Genomic DNA, 17,560 nt, shown 5'->3' with positions numbered 1-17,560 from the left:
ATGACGAGGGCAGGGGGTCCGGATCTGTGGGGGACCGGGCGGCACAAGTGGGGGGTGACACTGTGGGTGTGCGGCTCATGGTGGTCGATGATCACAGGCTGCTCGCCGAGGCGTTGGCCTCGGCGTTGAAGTTGCGCGGGCACCGGGTCCTGGCAGCCGCGGCGCCCGCCGCGGGCGCCGCCGAACTGGTGGTCTCGCGGGCGCCGGAGGTGTGCCTGCTGGGTACCGCGGCGCCGGCGGAGCCGGGCGCCTTCGACCCGGTGGTGCGCATCAAGCGGGACCGGCCGCAGGTCGCGGTGGTGGTGCTCGGCCCGGTGCCGTCACCGCGCGGCATCGCAGCCGCCTTCGCCGCCGGGGCCTCCGGCTACGTGCGGCACGACGAGCGCATCGAAGGCGTCGAGCGCGCCATCATGAAGGCCCGCGCGGGGGAGTCGGCGGTGGCGCCACAGCTGCTCCAGGGCGCGTTCAGCGAACTGCTGAACCCCGCGGCCCAGCCCGACGACGAGGGCCAGCGGCTGCTCCAGATGCTCACCCCGCGGGAGGTCGAGGTCCTGGTGCGGGTGGCCGACGGCGAGGACACCCGGTTGATAGCCGCCGGGATGGGCATCGCGCCCTCCACCGCGCGCACCCACGTGCAGCGGGTGCTGATGAAGCTCGGGGTCGGCTCCCGACTGGAGGCGGCGGCGCTCGCCGCGCGCACCGGACTGCTGGACCGGGTGGGCCCCTTCGGCCCGACCGCCGCGTCCACCCTCCCGGCCGGCTCCTCCGGGGGCTGAACCGGCCGCCGCGCTCCTGCCGCTCCGGGCCCGCGCTCCACGACTTCCGTCGTCGGGGCGCGGGCCCTCGCACGTCGCCCCCCGTTCGCGCACCCGTGCGGGGGCGGTGCGGCGGCGGGGGCGGCTCCGGAGCGGGTCCCGCCGCCGTGGCGGACCGGTCCGGCGGGCCCGGCCCGGCCCGGCGTGCGGGCGTGCGGGTGGGTGCCCGCCCGGTGAAGGTGCCTGGTCAGCCGGGGGTCGGGTGGTTCCCCGAGCGCCCCGGCCGCGTCCGCCGGAGAGGAGTGGCCGGTTCCCGGGGGAGGTCCGCCGCGACCGGTGAAGGCGGTGGCGCCTGTCCCTTCCTGTGGTCCGATTTCTGACTGTTGTTTGATTTTGATGGGTCGAACCCCCCTCGTCCCTTGACGTGCCGCAGAGGTCATGGTTTGTTGTGTTGAATTCTGTTGGATCACTCGGTGGTCGGTAGGGCCGTCGACGAGGAGCGCCGTGGTGAAGAAGACGTCGACCCGGCTGGCCGATGGCCGGGAACTCATCTACTACGACAACCGCGACGACACGGTCCGCACGGCCGCCGACCCCCGCCCGCTGGCAGCCGTCGCCACCACCTCCGAAGTCCGCCACGACCGGCTCCTCGACGACCACGTCGCCATCGCCTCGCACCGGCAGGACCGCACCTACCTGCCGCCCGCCGACGAATGCCCGCTCTGCCCCTCCGCCGCCGGCCGCCCCACCGAGATCCCCGACGCCTCCTACGACGTCGTCGTCTTCGAGAACCGCTTCCCCTCCCTGGCCGGGGCCGCCGGCCGCTGCGAGGTCGTCTGCTTCACCTCCGACCACCAGGCGTCCTTCGTCGACCTCACCGAGGAACAGGTCGCCCTGGTGCTCACCGCCTGGACCGACCGCACCGCCGAACTGGCCGGACTGGACGCGGTGGAGCAGGTGTTCTGCTTCGAGAACCGCGGCACCGAGATCGGCGTCACCCTCGCCCACCCGCACGGCCAGATCTACGCGTACCCCTTCACCACCCCCCGCACCGCGCGGATGCTGCGCACCACCGCCCGCCACCGCACCACCACCGGACGCAACCTGTTCGACGAGGTCCTCGCCGGGGAACTCGCCGACGGCAGTCGCGTCGTCCTGGAGACGGACGCCTGGGTCGCCTTCGTGCCCTACGCCGCGCACTGGCCCTACGAGGTGCACCTCTACCCCCGCCGACGCGTCCCGGACCTGCTCGCCCTCGACCCGGCGGCCCGCGCCGAGTTCCCCCGCGTCTACCTGGACCTGCTGCGCCGGTTCGACCGGCTCTTCGGCCCCGACGCGCCCCCCACCCCGTACGTCGCGGGCTGGCACCAGGCCCCCTTCACGGCCCCCGCCGAACGGGAGGAGTTCGCCCTCCACCTGGAGCTCTTCACCATCCGCCGCACCACCGGCAAGCTGAAGTTCCTCGCCGGTTCGGAATCGGGCATGAACGTGTTCATCAACGACGTCCCCCCGGAGGACGCGGCCCGCCGACTGCGAGAGGCAGCCTGATGCCCACCCCCGCCCCGTCCCCCGCACCCGGCCGTTACCTGGTCACCGGCGGCGCCGGCTACGTCGGCGGGGCCGTCACCGCCCTGCTGCTGGCCGCCGGCCACCGGGTGACCGTCCTCGACGATCTCTCCACCGGTTTCCGCGCCGGCGTACCCGCCGGCGCCGAGTTCATTGAGGGGCGCGTCCAGGACGCGGCCCGCTGGCTGGACGCCTCCTACGACGGCGTGCTGCACTTCGCGGCCTCCTCGCAGGTCGCCGAATCGGTCGCCCGCCCCGAGAAGTACTGGGCCAACAACGTCGGCGGCAGCGCGGCGCTCCTCGACGCGATGCGGAACGCGGGGGTGCGCCGGCTGGTGTTCTCCTCCACCGCCGCCACCTACGGCGAACCCGTGCGCACCCCGCTCACCGAGACCGACCCCACCGCGCCCACCAGCCCCTACGGCGCCACCAAACTCGCCGTCGACCACATGATCGCCGGCGAGGCCGCCGCCCACGGGCTCGCCGCGGTGTCCCTGCGCTACTTCAACGTCGCCGGCGCCCACCGGGCACCGGACGGCACCCTGCACGGGGAGCGGCACGACCCCGAGTCGCACCTCATTCCGCTGGTGCTGCGGGTCGCGGCCGGCGAAGGGGACGCCGTCCGGATCCACGGGGAGGACTACCCCACCCCGGACGGCACCTGCGTACGGGACTACCTCCACGTCACCGACCTCGCCGAGGCCCATCTGCTGGCCCTGGACGCCGTCGCCCCCGGCGAGCACCTGGTCTGCAACCTCGGCAACGGCACCGGCTTCTCGGTCCGCGAGGTCATCGAGACGGTCCGCGCCGTCACCGGCCGCCCGGTCCCCGAGGAGCCCGGCCCCCGCCGCCCGGGCGACCCGGCGGTGCTGGTCGCCTCCGCCGCCACCGCCCGCGAACGCCTCGGCTGGCGCCCCGCCCGGACGGACCTCGCGGACATCGTCGCCGACGCCTGGGCCTTCGCCCGCCGTACCGTGCACCCGTGACCCCGAACCGCCCCCGAGGACCCGCCATGACCCCCGCCCCCGCCGTCGACACCCTCACGCACGCCTTCGAGCGGCTGTACGGGAGGGCCCCCGCCGGGGTGTGGGCCGCGCCCGGACGGGTCAACCTCATCGGCGAGTACACGGACTTCAACGAGGGCTTCGTGATGCCCCTCGCCCTGCCGCACACCGTGGTCCTCGCCGCGGCCCCCCGCACCGACGGCGTGCTGCGGCTGCACTCGGCGAACGCCTCCGACCCCGCCGCCGTGGTGCACCTGCGGACCGCCGACCTCGCCCCCGGCGCCGGCGCCGGCTGGACCGCCTACCCCGCCGGAGTGCTGTGGGCGCTCGCCGACGCCGGCCACCCGGCCGTACTCGCCGGCGCCGACCTGCACCTGGAATCCACCGTCCCCACCGGCGCCGGGCTCTCCTCCTCCGCCGCGCTGGAGGTGGCCACCGCCGTGGCCCTGGACGAGATGTACGGACTGGGGCTCGACCGGCCCGCGCTCGCCCGCCTCGCCCAGCGCGCCGAGAACGCCTACGTGGGCGTGCCCTGCGGGATCATGGACCAGATGGCCTCGGCCTGCGGAGCCGCGGGCCACGTCCTCCACCTGGACTGCCGTGACCTGAGCGTGCGACCGATCCCCTTCGACCCGGCGGCGCACGGGCTGCGGCTGCTCGTCGTGGACACCCGGGTCCAACACGCCCTCGGCGACGGGGCGTACGCCGAACGGCGCGCGGGGTGCGAACGGGGCGCCCGGGAGTTGGGCGTCCCGCACCTGCGCGACGTCCCCCATGACGCGCTCCCCGATGCCCTCGCGCGCCTGGGCGACGAGCGACTGCGCCGCTACGTCCGGCACGTGGTCGAGGAGGACCACCGGGTCGGGCGGGTCGCCGACCTGCTCGCCGAGTCCACCCCCGAAGCGCTGCGCGCGGTCGGCCCCGTCCTCACCGCCGGCCACCGCTCGCTCCGCGACGACCTGCGGGTCTCCTGTCCGGAACTGGACCTCGTGGTGAGCACCGCGAACGCGGCCGGCGCGCTCGGGGCCCGGATGACCGGGGGCGGTTTCGGCGGCTCGGCGGTGGTCCTCACCGAGGCGGCCGAGGCGCCCCGAGTGGTCGAGGCGGTGCGCACGGCCTTCGCCCGCGCCGGGTTCGCGCCCCCCGTGACCTTCGACGCGACCCCCTCCGAAGGCGCCCGCAGACTGGCCTGACGCCGGCCCCGCCGCGGCCCCCTCCGGGCGCCCGTCCGCCCGCAGAACGGCGAATCCCCCCGTACTTTGTCGACTTCTGTCTCAATACGAAGCATCAGGACCACCCTGAACGGCGAGGTCAAACAGTTCTGCAAATCGGCTTCCGCTTCTGCCAGTCGGCCTTACCCTGAGGGGCAGCGTCGGTGGGGGCCGGCGCGTATCAGGGGGCGAAACAGTCGGGTAGGACGCCCGAGTGGGATTGCAGTCCAAGGCACGGCGGCGGCCGTGCGGCTGCGGCGGCCGGTGCCCGGACCGAACCGGGGCCGGGTTCCACATCGGTCGCCGCACCCGCGCAGGCCGTCCCCCGAAGGGGGTTTTTGTGGTTCGTATCCGCGTGCTGGTCGTCGACGACCATCGCATCTTCGCCGAGTCGCTCGCAGCGGCGCTCGCCGCCGAGCCGGACGTGGAGGTGGCGGCGGCGGGCAGCGGTCCGGCGGCCCTGCGCTGTCTGGACCGGGCGGTGGCCGACGGGCGCAGGTTCGACGTCCTGCTCGTCGACGCCGACCTCGGCGCCTCGGCGGTCGGTGTCCTGCCCGGGGCACGGCCTCCGGTGGCGGTCGCCGACGCCTCCGCGGAGGGCGGCGGGGCGCCGACCGACGGGATCTCGCTGGTGGCGGCGGTGCGCCAGGCGCAACCGGGCGTCCGCACGGTGGTGCTCGCCGAGAAGGACGATCCGCGGCGCGCGGCCCAGGCCCTCCAGGCGGGGGCCGGCGGTTGGGTCGCCAAGGACTGTTCGCTGTCACGGCTGTTGAACGTCATCCGGGGCGTGCTGCGCGACGAGACGCACCTCCCGCCGGCCCTCCTCACCGGGGTGCTGCGGGAGTTGACCGCGGCGCGCAAGCACCGCACCGAGAGCGAGCGGCTGGTGGAGTCCCTCACCCCGCGCGAGCGGGAGGTGCTGCGCTGCATGGTCGCGGGCCTGGGACGCAAGGCCGTCGCCGAGCGCCTCTTCCTGTCCCCGCACACCGTGCGCACCCACATGCAGAACGTCCTGGGCAAGCTGGGCGTGCACAGCACCCTGGCCGCGGTCGCCCTGGCGCGCCGCGCGGGGGTGGGCCCGGTGGACCTGGAGGCGGCCTCCTGAGCGCGGCCGGTCCGTCCTGACCCGCGCCGCCGGCCGCCGGTCAGGACAGCGCGGTCGGCGGGCGCGGCGGCGGCACCGCCCGCAGCACCTCCCACAGGGGACGGGACCCGGCGGCCCACGCCCCGAGGGCCTGACGGTCGACGACGTGGAGCCGCTGCTGCTCGGCGAAGGCCACCGCGGGTGCGGTCACCCGCCCGTTGGTGACGATGACCGCGACATCGGCCCCGTGGACCGGCCGGGCGGTGCCGTTCAGCACCTGGAGGTCCGGAGTGCCGACCGCGGACCCGGCGGCGCCCGCCCGCCGGTGCTTGCACTGGATCACCCAGAGCCGGCCGTAGGGGTCGGTGGCCTTCACGTCGGCGCCCAGGTCGCCGCCGCCTCCGACGCGGAGGGCGTCCCGGCAGCCGTCCCGCTGCATCAGGTCCCGGACCGCGTCCTCGAAGCGGGTGTGGTGCAGGGCGTCGAGCTGCTCCAGCGCGTAGCGCAGGGAGCGGCTGCGCTCCGCCTCCCCCCGGGCCCGGTCCCGCGCGCGCCGGTGCCGGACGACGAGGGCGAGCACCGTGACCGCGCCCAGCAGGACGAGGACCCAGGCGTGCGCCAACAGCCAGTCGACGACGGCCGCCACCAGGACGACGGCGAAGAACCCGACCGCGAGCAGGCCGACCAGAGAGTCGTCCGCGCGTTGCCGCCGTGCGGAACGGCGGGTGCGCCGGCGCACCGGCGGTCGCCGCTTCCGGGGGCTCATCGCCCGGCCCGGACGCTCGGTACGGCATGGCCGGGCGGTACCGCCCCGTCCCTGGTCGACACCCGTCCAGACCTCCCCCACGACCGGCCGTCACGGGGGATGCGACGCACCACCCCGGCCCGTCCTGTGTAGTGGTGTCGGGTCCGCACCGGCGGATGATTCCCGGCGAATGACGCGATGGTGACCGGACCTGACCGAATACGGCCGTTCGTCCCGGTCGTGGTGCGGGGCGGTCAGCCGGGGAGGTTGTCGAAGGGGGCGGTGAGCTGGCGCAGCAGTGCGGCCAACTCGGCGCGCTGGGCGTGCGACAGCTCGGCCAGGATGGCCCGCTCCTGGTCCAGCAGGCCGGCCAGGGCCTGATCGGCGCGGTCCCGGCCCTCCGGGGTGAGCCGTACCAGGACGCCGCGCCGGTCGGTGGGGTCGGGCAGCCGCTCGACGAGGCCCTTCTTGGTGAGCCGGTCGATCCGGTTGGTCATGGTGCCCGAGGTCACCAGGGTCTGCGTGAGCAGTTGGCCCGGGGAGAGTTGGTAGGGGGTGCCGGCTCGGCGCAGGGAGGTCAGCACGTCGAACTCCCAGGGTTCGAGCTGGTGTTCGGCGAAGGCGAGTCTGCGTGCGCGGTCGAGGTGCCGGGCCAGCCGGCTCACCCGGCTGAGCACCTCCAGGGGCTCGACGTCGAGGTCGGGGCGCTCCCGGCGCCACGCCGCGACGAGCCGATCGACCTCGTCCTCCATGGCGATCAGTGTAGTAGGTCTGTCGACATGAAGTCTCTTGATGTCAAGATAGGTGGGCGGTGGACGGCCCACCGCCCCGAGGAGGTCCACCGTGCCCACCACCACCCCCGTCTGGGACCCGCACCAGTACCTGCGCCACGCGGGCCACCGCGGCCGGGCGTTCGTCGACCTCCTGGCCCGCGTCCCCGAACTGCCCGGCGGCCCCGCGCCCCGCATCGCCGACCTCGGCTGCGGGGCCGGCAACGTCACCGCCCTGCTCGCCGAACGCTGGCCCACCGCCCGGATCACCGGCTACGACGCCTCCCCCGCCATGCTCGACCGGGCCCGGACCCTGGCCGGCCCCACCGCCGGCGGCGGTCACCTCGACTTCGCCCCCGCCGACGCGGGGGAGTGGGCCCCCGACCCCGCCGACCCGCCGGCCCTGCTCATCAGCAACGCCCTGCTGCACTGGGTCCCCGGGCACACCGAACGGTTCGCCGACTGGACCGCGGGGCTCGTCCCCGGCGGCACCTTCGCCTTCCAGGTGCCCGGCAACTTCGACGCCCCCAGCCACGTCCTGCTGCGCGAACTGGCCGACTCGCCCCGCTGGCGCGCCCGCCTCGACGGCGTGCTGCGGCACGAGGGCGCGGTCCACACCCCCGCCGCCTACCTGGACGTCCTCACCCGGCTGGGCTGCGCGGTGGACGCCTGGGAGACCACCTACGCCCAGGTGCTGACCGGAGAGGACCCGGTCCTCGACTGGGTCGCCGGCACCACCCTGCGCCCCGTCCTGACCGCCCTGGACGCCGACCCGACCGCCCTCGACGCCTTCCTGGACGAGTACCGGACGGCCCTGCGCCGCGCCTACCCGCCCGCCGGGTACGGAACGGTGTTCCCGTTCCGGCGGATCTTCGTGGTGGCCCGTACGGCGTGAGCTGCCGGACCGGCCGGGGGGACGCCGCCCCTCACGCCTTGCGGTGCCCCATCAACCGGGGCCGGGGCTCCAGGCCGTCCAGGCCGTGCCAGGCCAGGTTGACCAGGTGGGCGGCGACCTCGGCCTTCTTGGGACGGCGGACGTCCAGCCACCACTGGCCGGTCAGCGCGACCATCCCCACCAGCGCCTGCGCGTACAGCGGCGCCAGCTTCGGGTCGAAGCCCCGGCTCTTGAACTCGCGCCCCAGGATGTCCTCCACCTGCGTGGCGATGTCCGAGATCAACGAGGCGAAGGAACCCGTCGACTGGGCGACCGGCGAGTCCCGGACCAGGATGCGGAAGCCGTCCGTGTACTCCTCGATGTAGTCGAGCAGCGCGAAGGCGGCCTCCTCCAGCAGCTCCCGGGGGTGCCCGGCGGTCAGGGAGCCCGTCACCCCGTCCAGCAGCCGGCGCATCTCCCGGTCGACCACCACCGCGTACAGGCCCTCCTTGCCGCCGAAGTGCTCGTACACCACCGGCTTGGAGACGCCCGCCTTCGCGGCGATCTCCTCGACGGAGGTGCCCTCGAAGCCCTTCTCCGCGAAGAGGGTGCGACCGATCTCCAGTAGTTGCTGGCGGCGCTCCGCACCGGTCATCCGGGTGCGGCGGGGACGCCGCGGCTTCTCGCTGGAGGTGCTGGAGTCGGTCGCCACGCCGTCCATCATGCCGGTTCGGCGGACTCCCGGTGGCGTCGGGAGTCGATCCGGGACTGTGACGGCCACCGCACGTCGTACGCCCAGCCCGCCCGCTCGAACCAACGGATGATCCGGGCGGAGGAGTCGATCTGCCCGCGCAGCACCCCGTGCCGCGCCGAGGTGGGATCCGCGTGGTGCAGGTTGTGCCAGGACTCGCCGCAGGACAGGACCGCCAACCACCACACGTTGCCCGACCGGTCCCGGGAGCGGAACGGCCGCTTCCCGACCGCGTGGCAGATCGAGTTGATCGACCACGTCACGTGGTGCAGCACCCCCACCCGCACCAGCGAACCCCAGAAGAACGCGGTGAACGCCCCCCACCACGACAGGGTGACCAGCCCGCCGATCAGTGCGGGCAGCGCCAGCGACACCACCGTCCAGCCCACGAACTGCCGCGAGATCCGGCGCATCGCCGGGTCCTTCACCAGGTCCGGGGCGTACTTCTCCTGGGAGGTCCGCTCCCGGTCGAACATCCAGCCGATGTGGGCCCACCACAACCCCTTGAGGAGCGCCGGGACGGTGTCCCCGTAGCGCCAGGGCGAGTGCGGGTCGCCGTCCGCGTCCGAGAACTTGTGGTGCTTGCGGTGGTCGGCCACCCAGCGCACCAGCGGTCCCTCCACCGCGAGCGAGCCGGCGAGGGCCAGCGCGATCCGCAGCGGACGCTTCGCCTTGAAGGCGCCGTGCGTGAAGTAGCGGTGGAAGCCGACGGTGATGCCGTGGCAGCCGAGGAAGTAGAAGAAGACGAGCAGCCCCACGTCCAGCCAGCTCGCCCCCCACCCCCAGGCCAGCGGGACGGCGGCGGCCAGCGCCAGGAACGGCACGACGATGAAGAGGGCCAGGGCGATCTGCTCGACCGAGCCCTTCCGCTCGCCGCCGAGGGTCGCGGAGGGGACGGCCGGGGCGGGCCCCCGGGCCGCCGGTGCGGCGTCGTCGAGCACTTCGGAGCGGGTGGTCATGGGGCGTTCCCTTGGGGGGTCGGGGACGGGGGAGGGGGCGCGCGGGCACGGCGCGGACGGGATTCCCGCACGCCCGTAACCCACGGCGACGCAAGTATGGCAGTGCGTAGCCGTCGGACGAGAGGCCCGCGGACCGCGCGTCCGTTTGGACACCTATCCTTGGAGACGGCCGGACAGCGTCGTCCGCTCTGTGTTCGTCCCGGGCCGTGAGCGGTGTCCACCGCCCTCATCACCGACGACCCGGGTTCCCCTCCAGAAGCGCCTCAACACTGCAAGGAGCCGCACCTGTGAGCAGTGCCGACGACCGGACTCCCACCACCAGCCCCGAACTGCGGGCCGACATCCGCCGACTGGGTGACCTGCTCGGCGAGACCCTCGTCCGTCAGGAGGGTCCCGAGCTCCTCGAACTCGTCGAACGCGTCCGCCGCCTCACCCGTGAGGACGGGGAAGCCGCCGCCGAACTCCTCGGCGGCACCGAACTGGAGACCGCGGCGAAGCTGGTACGCGCCTTCTCCACCTACTTCCACCTCGCCAACGTCACCGAGCAGGTGCACCGCGGCCGGGAACTGCGGGCCCGGCGCGCCGCCGAGGGCGGACTCCTCGCCCGCACCGCCGACCGCCTCAAGGACGCCGACCCGGAGCACCTGCGGGCCACCGTCGCCAACCTCAACGTGCGCCCCGTCTTCACCGCGCACCCCACCGAGGCCGCCCGGCGCAGCGTCCTCAACAAGCTCCGCCGCATCGCCCGTCTGCTGGAGACGCCGGTCATCGAGGCCGACCGCCGCCGCCACGACGTCCGCCTCGCCGAGAACATCGACCTCGTGTGGCAGACCGACGAACTGCGCGTGGTCCGCCCCGAGCCCGCCGACGAGGCCCGCAACGCCATCTACTACCTCGACGAACTGCACGCCGGGGCGGTCGGCGACGTCCTGGAGGACCTCACCGCCGAACTCGACCGCGTCGGCTTCCGACTCCCCGACGACACCCGTCCGCTGACCTTCGGCACCTGGATCGGCGGCGACCGAGACGGCAACCCCAACGTCACCCCCCAGGTGACCTGGGACGTCCTGATCCTCCAGCACGAGCACGGCATCAACGACGCCCTCGCGCTCGTCGACGAACTGCGCGGCTTCCTCTCGAACTCCATCCGCTACACCGGAGCCACCGAGGAACTCCTCACCTCCCTCCAGGCCGACCTGGAGCACCTGCCCGAGATCAGCCCCCGCTACAAGCGGCTCAACGCCGAGGAGCCCTACCGGCTCAAGGCCACCTGCATCCGGCAGAAGCTGGAGAACACCAAGGCGCGCCTCGCCCAGGGCACCCCGCACCAGTCCGGCCGCGACTACCTGGGCACCGCGGAACTCCTGCGCGACCTCACCCTCGTCCAGACGTCCCTGCGCGAGCACCGCGGCGCGCTCATTGCGGACGGCCGGATGAACCGCACCATCCGCACCCTGTCCGCCTTCGGCCTGCAACTCGCCACCATGGACGTCCGCGAACACGCCGACGCCCACCACCACGCCCTCGGCCAGCTCTTCGACCGGCTCGGCGAGGAGTCCTGGCGCTACGCCGACATGCCCCGCGAGCACCGCACCAAGCTGCTCGCCAAGGAACTGCGCTCCCGCCGCCCCCTCGCGCCCACCCCGGCCCCGCTGGACGCCGCCGGCCGCAAGACCCTCGGCGTCTTCGACACCGTCGGCCGCGCGCTCGCCGTCTTCGGGCCCGAGGTCATCGAGTCGTACATCATCTCCATGTGCCAGGGTGCCGACGACGTGTTCGCCGCCACCGTCCTGGCCCGCGAGGCCGGACTGGTCGACCTGCACGCCGGCTGGGCCAAGATCGGCATCGTGCCGCTGCTGGAGACCACCGACGAACTGCGCGCCGCCGACGTCATCCTCGACGGCATGCTCGCCGACCCCTCCTACCGGCGACTGGTCGCCCTGCGCGGGGACGTCCAGGAGGTCATGCTCGGGTACTCCGACTCCTCCAAGTTCGGCGGCATCACCACCAGCCAGTGGGAGATCCACCGCGCCCAGCGCCGACTGCGCGACGTCGCCCACCGCCACGGGGTGCGGCTGCGCCTCTTCCACGGCCGCGGCGGCACCGTGGGCCGCGGCGGCGGCCCCTCGCACGACGCGATCCTCGCCCAGCCCTGGGGCACCCTGGAGGGCGAGATCAAGGTGACCGAGCAGGGCGAGGTCATCTCCGACAAGTACCTGGTCCCCTCCCTCGCCCGGGAGAACCTCGAACTGACCGTCGCGGCGACCCTCCAGGCGTCCGCCCTGCACACCGCGCCCCGGCAGTCCGTCGAGGCCCTCGCCCGCTGGGACGCGGCCATGGACGTCGTCTCCGACGCCGCCCACGCCGCCTACCGGACCCTGGTCGAGGACCCGGACCTGCCCGCGTACTTCTTCGCCTCCACCCCCGTCGACCAGCTCGCCGACCTGCACCTCGGCTCCCGGCCCGCCCGCCGGCCCGACTCCGGCGCCGGCCTCGACGGACTGCGGGCCATCCCGTGGGTCTTCGGCTGGACCCAGTCCCGGCAGATCGTCCCCGGCTGGTTCGGCGTCGGCTCCGGGCTGAAGGCGCTGCGCGAGGCCGGCCTCGACGCCGTCCTGGACGAGATGCACGAGCAGTGGCACTTCTTCCGCAACTTCCTGTCGAACGTCGAGATGACCCTCGCCAAGACGGACCTGCGGATCGCCCGCCACTACGTCGACACCCTCGTCCCCGAGGACCTCAAGCACGTCTTCGACGCGATCGTCGCCGAGCACGAGCTGACCGTCCGCGAGGTGCTGCGGGTCACCGGCGGGGAGCGCCTGCTCGACACCCACCCGGTGCTCCAGCAGACCTTCGCCATCCGCGACGCCTACCTGGACCCGATCTCCTACCTCCAGGTGTCGCTGCTGGCCCGCCAGCGGGCCGCCGCCGAACGCGGCGAGGCGCCCGACCCGCTGCTCGGCCGGGCCCTGCTGCTCACCGTCAACGGGGTCGCCGCCGGACTGCGCAACACCGGCTGACCCCGCCCTACACCGTGACGACGGCCGCCGTCAGCAAGGTCAACGCTGCGGCGGCCGTCGCCCACGCGGTCCGGGGCATCCGCACGCCCCCCGCCAGGATCACCGCCGCCAACAACAGCGCACCGCCCAGCGGCACCCAGGCCCGCAGCACGCCCGACACGCCGGCGCGCACCACCTCGTCGGTGTCCGGCTTCACCACCACCGCGATCCGATCACCGGGGTCCGCGCCCACCGACTCGTCGAGCACCACCCGCGCCCGGCTCAACGAACCCGGCGACGCCGGCGCGTAGGGGCCCACGCACTCCTCCGCGTCGCACCCCGCGACCGTCATCGTGCCCCGCTCGCGCCCCTTGGAGAGCATCACGTGCTGCGCGCTGCTCCAGGACGCCCACACTCCGGCGACGAGCAGCAGCAGCGCCACGGCGGCCATCACCGCCCGGCCGGCCCAGGACACCGCGATCCGGCCGGAGGGGGAGGGGCGGACCCGGCGGCCCGAGGGGGAACGCGTCGCAGCCATGGCCCGGATCCTTGGCCATCTCCTGACTCCAGGTCAACTGCCCGCCGCGACATGTCCCGAGATGTACATCCGGCTGTGACCACTCCCACCTTCCGGCGGGCGGCCGGTGCCCCGTCCGGCCCCCGGCGGACCGGCGGGGGCTCACCCGTTGTACGTGCCCTGCGCCCGCTCCAGCCCCTCCGCGAGCAGACACTCCACCGCGTCGGCCGCCCGGTCGACGAAGTAGTCGAGCTCCTTGCGCTCGGTCGACGAGAAGTCCTTCAGCACGAAGTCGGCGACCTGCATCCGCCCCGGCGGCCGACCGATCCCGAACCGCACCCGGTGGTACTCCGGCCCCATCGCCTTCGTCATCGACTTCAACCCGTTGTGCCCGTTGTCCCCGCCGCCCAGCTTGAGCCGCAGCACCCCGTAGTCGATGTCCAACTCGTCGTGGACCGCGACCACCTGCGCGGTCGGCACCTTGTAGAAGTCCCGCAGCGCCGTCACCGGCCCGCCCGACAGGTTCATGTACGACAGGGGCTTGGCGAGCACCACGCGCCGGCTCGCCGGCCCGGGCGGGCCGATGCGCCCCTCCACCACCTGCGCCTGTCCCTTGGTCGCCCGTTTGAACGTGCCCCGCATCCGCGCGGCCAACAGGTCCGCCACCATGAACCCCACGTTGTGCCGGTTCATCGCGTACCCCGGCCCCGGGTTGCCCAGCCCCACCACCAGCCAGGGCGCGTTGTCGCCGTCCGTCATCCGTCCTCCGCCTCTCCGGTACGCCCCTCACGGCCACAGCCGTCGCCCCGGCGGGGCGACGGCTGTGGAACACACACTGCAACGTCCCGCGCGGCGGGACGAAGGCTCACGCCTCGGCGGTCTCGCCCTCGGCGGACTCCGCCGGGGCCTCCTCGACCTGCGCGGCCAGGACCTGGATGACCACCGCGTCCTCGTCGACGGCCAGGGAGACGCCGGACGGCAGCACGACGTCCTTGGCGTGGATCGAGGCACCGGCCTCCAGGCCCGCCACGGACACGGTCACCGACTCGGGGATGTGCGTGGCCTCGGCCTCGACGGGCAGCGCGTTCAGCACGTGCTCCAGGAGGAAGTTGCCCGGGGCCAGCTCGCCCTCGGTCTGCACCGGGATCTCGACGGCGACCTTCTCGCCGCGCTTCACCAGCAGCAGGTCGACGTGGACCAGGAAGCCCTTGACCGCGTCGCGCTGCACGGACTTCGGGATCGCCAGCTCGTTGCGGCCCTCGATGTCCAGGGAGATCAGGACGTTCGGGGTGCGCAGGGCGAGCAGCAGCTCGTGGCCCGGCAGGGTCAGGTGGACCGGCTCGGTGCCGTGGCCGTACAGCACACCGGGAACCTGGTGCTCACGGCGGATGCGGCGGGCGGCGCCCTTGCCGAACTCGGTACGGGTCTGGGCGGCGAGCTTGACCTCGGACATCAGCACTCCTCGTAGGGTGATCGGAAACTACGGCCGTTACCCGGCCGTACGACTGGCCTGCTACGAAGAGCGCGTCGATAACGGACCGCCGCACATGAGAAGTGCGGCCTCCCTCGCCGAGCAACTCCACCAGCTTACTCGGCGGGCAGGCCGCACTCCAAAAGGATCACACCGGCGGTGAAGGCGACGACGGCTCCCGCGCCCACCGCCCCGCGGTCCTACTGCTCGTCGAAGAGGCTGGTGACCGAACCGTCCTCGAAGACCTCGCGCACCGCACGCGCGATCGTCGGCGCGATCGACAGCACGGTGATCTTGTCCAGCTCCAGCTCGTTCGGCGTCGGCAGGGTGTTCGTCAGCACGAACTCGCTCACCTTCGAGTTCTTCAGCCGGTCCGCCGCCGGACCCGACAGCACGCCGTGCGTGGCCGTGACGATGACGTCCTCGGCGCCGTGCGCGTACAGGGCGTCCGCCGCCGCGCAGATCGTGCCACCGGTGTCGATCATGTCGTCCACCAGGACGCAGACGCGACCCTTCACGTCACCCACGACCTCGTGCACGGTGACCTGGTTCGCCACGTCCTTGTCGCGCCGCTTGTGCACGATCGCCAGCGGTGCGCCCAGCCGGTCGCACCAGCGGTCGGCGACCCGCACCCGACCCGCGTCCGGGGACACCACCGTCAGCTTCGAGCGGTCCACCTTGGCGCCCACGTAGTCCGCCAGGACCGGCAGCGCGAACAGGTGGTCCACCGGGCCGTCGAAGAAGCCCTGGATCTGGTCGGTGTGCAGGTCCACCGCGAGGATGCGGTCGGCACCGGCGGTCTTCATCAGGTCCGCGACCAGCCGCGCCGAGATCGGCTCCCGACCGCGGTGCTTCTTGTCCTGCCGGGCGTACCCGTAGAAGGGCACGATCACCGTGATGCTCCGCGCCGACGCCCGCTTCAGCGCGTCGATCATGATGAGCTGCTCCATGATCCATTTGTTGATCGGAGCGGTGTGGCTCTGGATCAGGTAGCAGTCCGCGCCGCGCGCCGACTCCTGATAACGGACGTAGATCTCACCGTTGGCGAAATCGAATGCCTTCGTCGGCACAATGCCGACCCCCAACTGGTGGGCGACCTCCTCGGCCAACTCGGGGTGGGCGCGGCCGGAGAAGAGCATCATCTTCTTCTCGCCGGTCGTCTTGATCCCGGTCACAGCACAGTCTCCTCGACGTGTTCGCAGCTGCTGCGCCCGTCCGCGTCCCGCACCGACGAGCCAGCCGAATCAATGCCCCAATCCAGCGGAATGAGTGCACCTATCACGGTACGCGCTATCGGACGCACCCGAATCCGGTCAGCTTTCGCCCCCGGCCTCCCGGCCCGCCGACTCGGCCGCCTTCGCCGCCGCGCTCCCCGGACGCTTCCGGGCCACCCAGCCCTCGATATTCCGCTGCTGACCACGGGCCACGGCCAACGAACCCGCCGGTACGTCCTTCGTGATCACCGATCCCGCAGCGGTGTACGCCCCGTCCCCGATGGTGACGGGAGCCACAAGCATGTTGTCCGCACCCGTACGGCAGTGCGACCCCACCGTCGTGTGGTGCTTGTCCTGACCGTCGTAGTTCACGAACACGCTCGCCGCGCCGATGTTGGTGAAGTCGCCGATCGTCGCGTCCCCCACGTACGACAGGTGCGGCACCTTCGTGCCCTCGCCGACCGCCGCGTTCTTCATCTCCACGAACGAGCCCGCCTTCGCGGACCGGCCCAACCGGGTCCCCGGCCGCAGGTACGTGTACGGACCCACCGACGCCCCCGCGCCCACCTCGGCCCGCTCCGCCACCGCGTTGTCCACCCGCGCGCCCGCACCGACCACGGTGTCCCGCAGCCGGGTGTTCGGGCCCACCTCGGCGCCCTCGCCGACCCGCGTCGCGCCCAGCAACTGGGTGCCCGGCCACAGGACCACGTCCCGCTCGAAGGACACCGACACGTCCACCCAGGTCGAGCGCGGGTCCACCACGGTCACCCCGTCCAGCATCGCCCGCTCCAGCAGCCGCGCGTTCAGCACCTCCCGCGCCTCGGCCAGCTGCACCCGGTTGTTGATCCCGGCGATCTCCCGGTGGTCCGCGGCCACCGACGCGCCCACCCGGTGCCCCGCCTCCCGCAGGATGCCGAGCACGTCCGTCAGGTACTCCTCGCCCTGGCTGTTGTCCGTCCGCACCCGCCCCAGGGCCTCGGCCAGCAGCACCCCGTCGAAGGCGAACACGCCCGAGTTGATCTCCCGCACCGCCCGCTGCTCCGCGGAGGCGTCCTTGTGCTCCACGATCGCGGTCACCGCACCCGACGCCGGGTCCCGCACGATCCGCCCGTACCCCGTCGCGTCCGGCACCTCGGCCGTCAGCACGGTCACCGCGTTGCCGTCCGCCTCGTGCGTGCGCGCCAGCTCCCGCAGGGTCTCCCCGGTCAGCAGCGGGGTGTCACCGCACACCACGACCACGGTTCCGGCGAGGGGGCCGTCCAGCTCCGCCAGCCCGGTGCGGACCGCGTGCCCGGTGCCGTTCTGCTCCTGCTGCACGGCGGTGCGGGCCTGCGGGTCGACCTCGGCCAGGTGCGCGGCGACCCGCTCGCGGGCGTGCCCCACGACCACCACCAGCCGCTCCGGCTCCAGCTCCCGGGCGGCGGCGAGCACATGACCGACCAGGGAACGTCCGCAGATGTCGTGCAGGACCTTGGGTGTGGCCGATTTCATACGGGTGCCCTCACCCGCTGCGAGAACGACGACGGCGGCCGGGCGAGTGCTCACGGTGTGCCCTTCGACTTCGGTGCTTGGGTGCGGACAACCGCAGGATACCGGGGCGTAGGGGGCCGGAAATGAGTGCGGGCCCCTCCTGCGCGGTG

General features: G+C 73.3%; 16 protein-coding genes. 7 read left to right on the top strand and 9 right to left on the bottom strand.

Going from position 1 to position 17,560, the window contains the following annotated elements; genetic code table 11:
- Positions 1-77 precede the first annotated feature (77 nt).
- The 5 genes from ABT092_RS13145 to ABT092_RS13125 all read left to right on the top strand — a co-directional run bounded on the left by ABT092_RS13145 (position 78) and on the right by ABT092_RS13125 (position 5,641).
- The gene (locus tag ABT092_RS13145; protein ID WP_351243039.1) at positions 78-776 is read left to right on the top strand and encodes a helix-turn-helix transcriptional regulator; all 699 of its coding nucleotides are present in this window, start codon (positions 78-80) and stop codon (positions 774-776) included.
- Positions 777-1,262: 486 nt separating this feature from the next.
- A complete protein-coding gene (gene galT / locus ABT092_RS13140) occupies positions 1,263-2,303 on the top strand; it encodes a galactose-1-phosphate uridylyltransferase (protein ID WP_351243037.1) in 1,041 nt (346 codons plus the stop codon).
- The gene (gene galE / locus ABT092_RS13135) at positions 2,303-3,307 is read left to right on the top strand and encodes a UDP-glucose 4-epimerase GalE (protein WP_351243035.1); all 1,005 of its coding nucleotides are present in this window, start codon (positions 2,303-2,305) and stop codon (positions 3,305-3,307) included. Before galT ends, galE begins: the two co-directional genes overlap by 1 nt.
- A gap of 26 nt (positions 3,308-3,333) precedes the next feature.
- Positions 3,334-4,518: a galactokinase gene (galK, locus tag ABT092_RS13130; RefSeq protein ID WP_351243033.1), complete on the top strand. Its 1,185-nt coding sequence runs from the start codon at positions 3,334-3,336 to the stop codon at positions 4,516-4,518.
- Between the two features lie 358 nt (positions 4,519-4,876).
- On the top strand, positions 4,877-5,641 hold the full coding sequence (locus ABT092_RS13125) for a LuxR C-terminal-related transcriptional regulator (RefSeq protein ID WP_351243031.1): 765 nt from the start codon (positions 4,877-4,879) through the stop codon (positions 5,639-5,641).
- A 40-nt stretch (positions 5,642-5,681) separates the two neighbouring features.
- Here ABT092_RS13125 and ABT092_RS13120 read toward each other — a convergent pair whose 3' ends face one another.
- Positions 5,682-6,386: a restriction endonuclease gene (locus ABT092_RS13120; protein WP_351243029.1), complete on the bottom strand. Its 705-nt coding sequence runs from the start codon at positions 6,384-6,386 to the stop codon at positions 5,682-5,684.
- Between the two features lie 233 nt (positions 6,387-6,619).
- Entirely contained in the window at positions 6,620-7,117 is a 498-nt protein-coding gene (locus ABT092_RS13115; RefSeq protein WP_351243027.1) for a MarR family winged helix-turn-helix transcriptional regulator, read from the bottom strand.
- A gap of 91 nt (positions 7,118-7,208) precedes the next feature.
- Between ABT092_RS13115 and ABT092_RS13110 the strand changes: the two genes are divergently transcribed.
- Complete coding sequence (locus ABT092_RS13110; RefSeq protein WP_351243025.1) at positions 7,209-8,030, top strand: trans-aconitate 2-methyltransferase; 822 nt, start codon at positions 7,209-7,211, stop codon at positions 8,028-8,030.
- Between the two features lie 31 nt (positions 8,031-8,061).
- On the opposite strand, the gene ABT092_RS13105 is transcribed toward ABT092_RS13110, so the two are convergent.
- Both ABT092_RS13105 and ABT092_RS13100 read right to left on the bottom strand, forming a co-directional pair.
- Positions 8,062-8,733: a TetR family transcriptional regulator gene (locus ABT092_RS13105; RefSeq protein ID WP_351243023.1), complete on the bottom strand. Its 672-nt coding sequence runs from the start codon at positions 8,731-8,733 to the stop codon at positions 8,062-8,064.
- Positions 8,730-9,719: an acyl-CoA desaturase gene (locus ABT092_RS13100; RefSeq protein ID WP_351243021.1), complete on the bottom strand. Its 990-nt coding sequence runs from the start codon at positions 9,717-9,719 to the stop codon at positions 8,730-8,732. Before ABT092_RS13100 ends, ABT092_RS13105 begins: the two co-directional genes overlap by 4 nt.
- 287 nt (positions 9,720-10,006) lie before the next feature.
- On the opposite strand from ABT092_RS13100, the gene ppc reads away from it, so the two are divergent.
- The gene (gene ppc / locus ABT092_RS13095; protein WP_351243019.1) at positions 10,007-12,739 is read left to right on the top strand and encodes a phosphoenolpyruvate carboxylase; all 2,733 of its coding nucleotides are present in this window, start codon (positions 10,007-10,009) and stop codon (positions 12,737-12,739) included.
- Positions 12,740-12,746: 7 nt separating this feature from the next.
- On the opposite strand, the gene ABT092_RS13090 is transcribed toward ppc, so the two are convergent.
- The 5 genes from ABT092_RS13090 to glmU all read right to left on the bottom strand — a co-directional run bounded on the left by ABT092_RS13090 (position 12,747) and on the right by glmU (position 17,465).
- Positions 12,747-13,256 carry a hypothetical protein gene (locus ABT092_RS13090; protein WP_451362114.1) on the bottom strand — a complete coding sequence of 170 codons (510 nt, stop codon included), beginning with the start codon at positions 13,254-13,256 and terminating at the stop codon, positions 12,747-12,749.
- A 141-nt stretch (positions 13,257-13,397) separates the two neighbouring features.
- Entirely contained in the window at positions 13,398-13,994 is a 597-nt protein-coding gene (gene pth / locus ABT092_RS13085; protein ID WP_351243017.1) for an aminoacyl-tRNA hydrolase, read from the bottom strand.
- A gap of 106 nt (positions 13,995-14,100) precedes the next feature.
- Positions 14,101-14,688: a 50S ribosomal protein L25/general stress protein Ctc gene (locus tag ABT092_RS13080; protein WP_351243015.1), complete on the bottom strand. Its 588-nt coding sequence runs from the start codon at positions 14,686-14,688 to the stop codon at positions 14,101-14,103.
- 218 nt (positions 14,689-14,906) lie between these two features.
- Complete coding sequence (locus ABT092_RS13075; RefSeq protein ID WP_351243013.1) at positions 14,907-15,881, bottom strand: ribose-phosphate diphosphokinase; 975 nt, start codon at positions 15,879-15,881, stop codon at positions 14,907-14,909.
- A 138-nt stretch (positions 15,882-16,019) separates the two neighbouring features.
- A complete protein-coding gene (gene glmU, locus ABT092_RS13070) occupies positions 16,020-17,465 on the bottom strand; it encodes a bifunctional UDP-N-acetylglucosamine diphosphorylase/glucosamine-1-phosphate N-acetyltransferase GlmU (RefSeq protein ID WP_351243011.1) in 1,446 nt (481 codons plus the stop codon).
- Positions 17,466-17,560: the final 95 nt, after the last annotated feature.

The sequence above is a fragment of the Streptomyces sp. NPDC002490 genome, assembly GCF_040296045.1.
Classification (GTDB): domain Bacteria; phylum Actinomycetota; class Actinomycetes; order Streptomycetales; family Streptomycetaceae; genus Streptomyces.
Note: the sequence above shows the minus strand (reverse complement) of the source record. Positions and strands in the feature narration are given on the sequence as shown.

Coding starts and splice junctions, on each gene's coding strand:
- ABT092_RS13145 (WP_351243039.1), top strand. CDS start 78: ATGGTGGTCGATGATCACAGGCTGCTCGCCGAGGCGTTGGCCTCGGCG.
- ABT092_RS13115 (WP_351243027.1), bottom strand. CDS start 7,117: ATGGAGGACGAGGTCGATCGGCTCGTCGCGGCGTGGCGCCGGGAGCGC.
- ABT092_RS13120 (WP_351243029.1), bottom strand. CDS start 6,386: ATGAGCCCCCGGAAGCGGCGACCGCCGGTGCGCCGGCGCACCCGCCGT.
- ABT092_RS13080 (WP_351243015.1), bottom strand. CDS start 14,688: ATGTCCGAGGTCAAGCTCGCCGCCCAGACCCGTACCGAGTTCGGCAAG.
- galK (WP_351243033.1), top strand. CDS start 3,334: ATGACCCCCGCCCCCGCCGTCGACACCCTCACGCACGCCTTCGAGCGG.
- ABT092_RS13105 (WP_351243023.1), bottom strand. CDS start 8,733: ATGATGGACGGCGTGGCGACCGACTCCAGCACCTCCAGCGAGAAGCCG.
- ABT092_RS13090 (WP_451362114.1), bottom strand. CDS start 13,256: ATGGCTGCGACGCGTTCCCCCTCGGGCCGCCGGGTCCGCCCCTCCCCC.
- pth (WP_351243017.1), bottom strand. CDS start 13,994: ATGACGGACGGCGACAACGCGCCCTGGCTGGTGGTGGGGCTGGGCAAC.
- ABT092_RS13100 (WP_351243021.1), bottom strand. CDS start 9,719: ATGACCACCCGCTCCGAAGTGCTCGACGACGCCGCACCGGCGGCCCGG.
- galE (WP_351243035.1), top strand. CDS start 2,303: ATGCCCACCCCCGCCCCGTCCCCCGCACCCGGCCGTTACCTGGTCACC.